Origin of the sequence: Psychrobacter sp. GW64-MNA-CIBAN-0177 (assembly GCF_040309585.1) — a bacterium.
GTDB classification, from domain to species: domain Bacteria; phylum Pseudomonadota; class Gammaproteobacteria; order Pseudomonadales; family Moraxellaceae; genus Psychrobacter; species Psychrobacter okhotskensis.
Window position 1 is genome coordinate 1 of sequence record NZ_JBEOOY010000411.1, and the last position, 255, is coordinate 255.

General features: G+C 43.9%; 1 protein-coding gene. It reads right to left on the reverse strand.

The window, feature by feature from the left end:
- Positions 1 to 255, reverse strand: a 255-nt coding sequence (locus AAEY79_RS15670) for an HD domain-containing protein (protein ID WP_352289520.1), incomplete at both ends; no start/stop codon positions are given.

A 255-nucleotide genomic window follows, 5' to 3' on the forward strand; every position in this document is an offset into this window, starting at 1 on the left:
GGTATAGGGTTCTAAACGAGTTAAAATTCGAAAGGTTTGGCCGTTGCCTTCAAAACCACCGTGATGGCGCATCATGTAATTTAATGCGACTTCACCGCCGTGGCCAAAAGGTGGATGACCGATGTCGTGAGCCAAACAAATCGATTCAATGAGGCTCATTGAATTGAGTAAATACCTAAGGTCCGGATATTTTCGACGTAGTTGAGCAGTAATGCCAGTTCCAATTTGTGACACTTCTAATGAATGTGTTAGCCG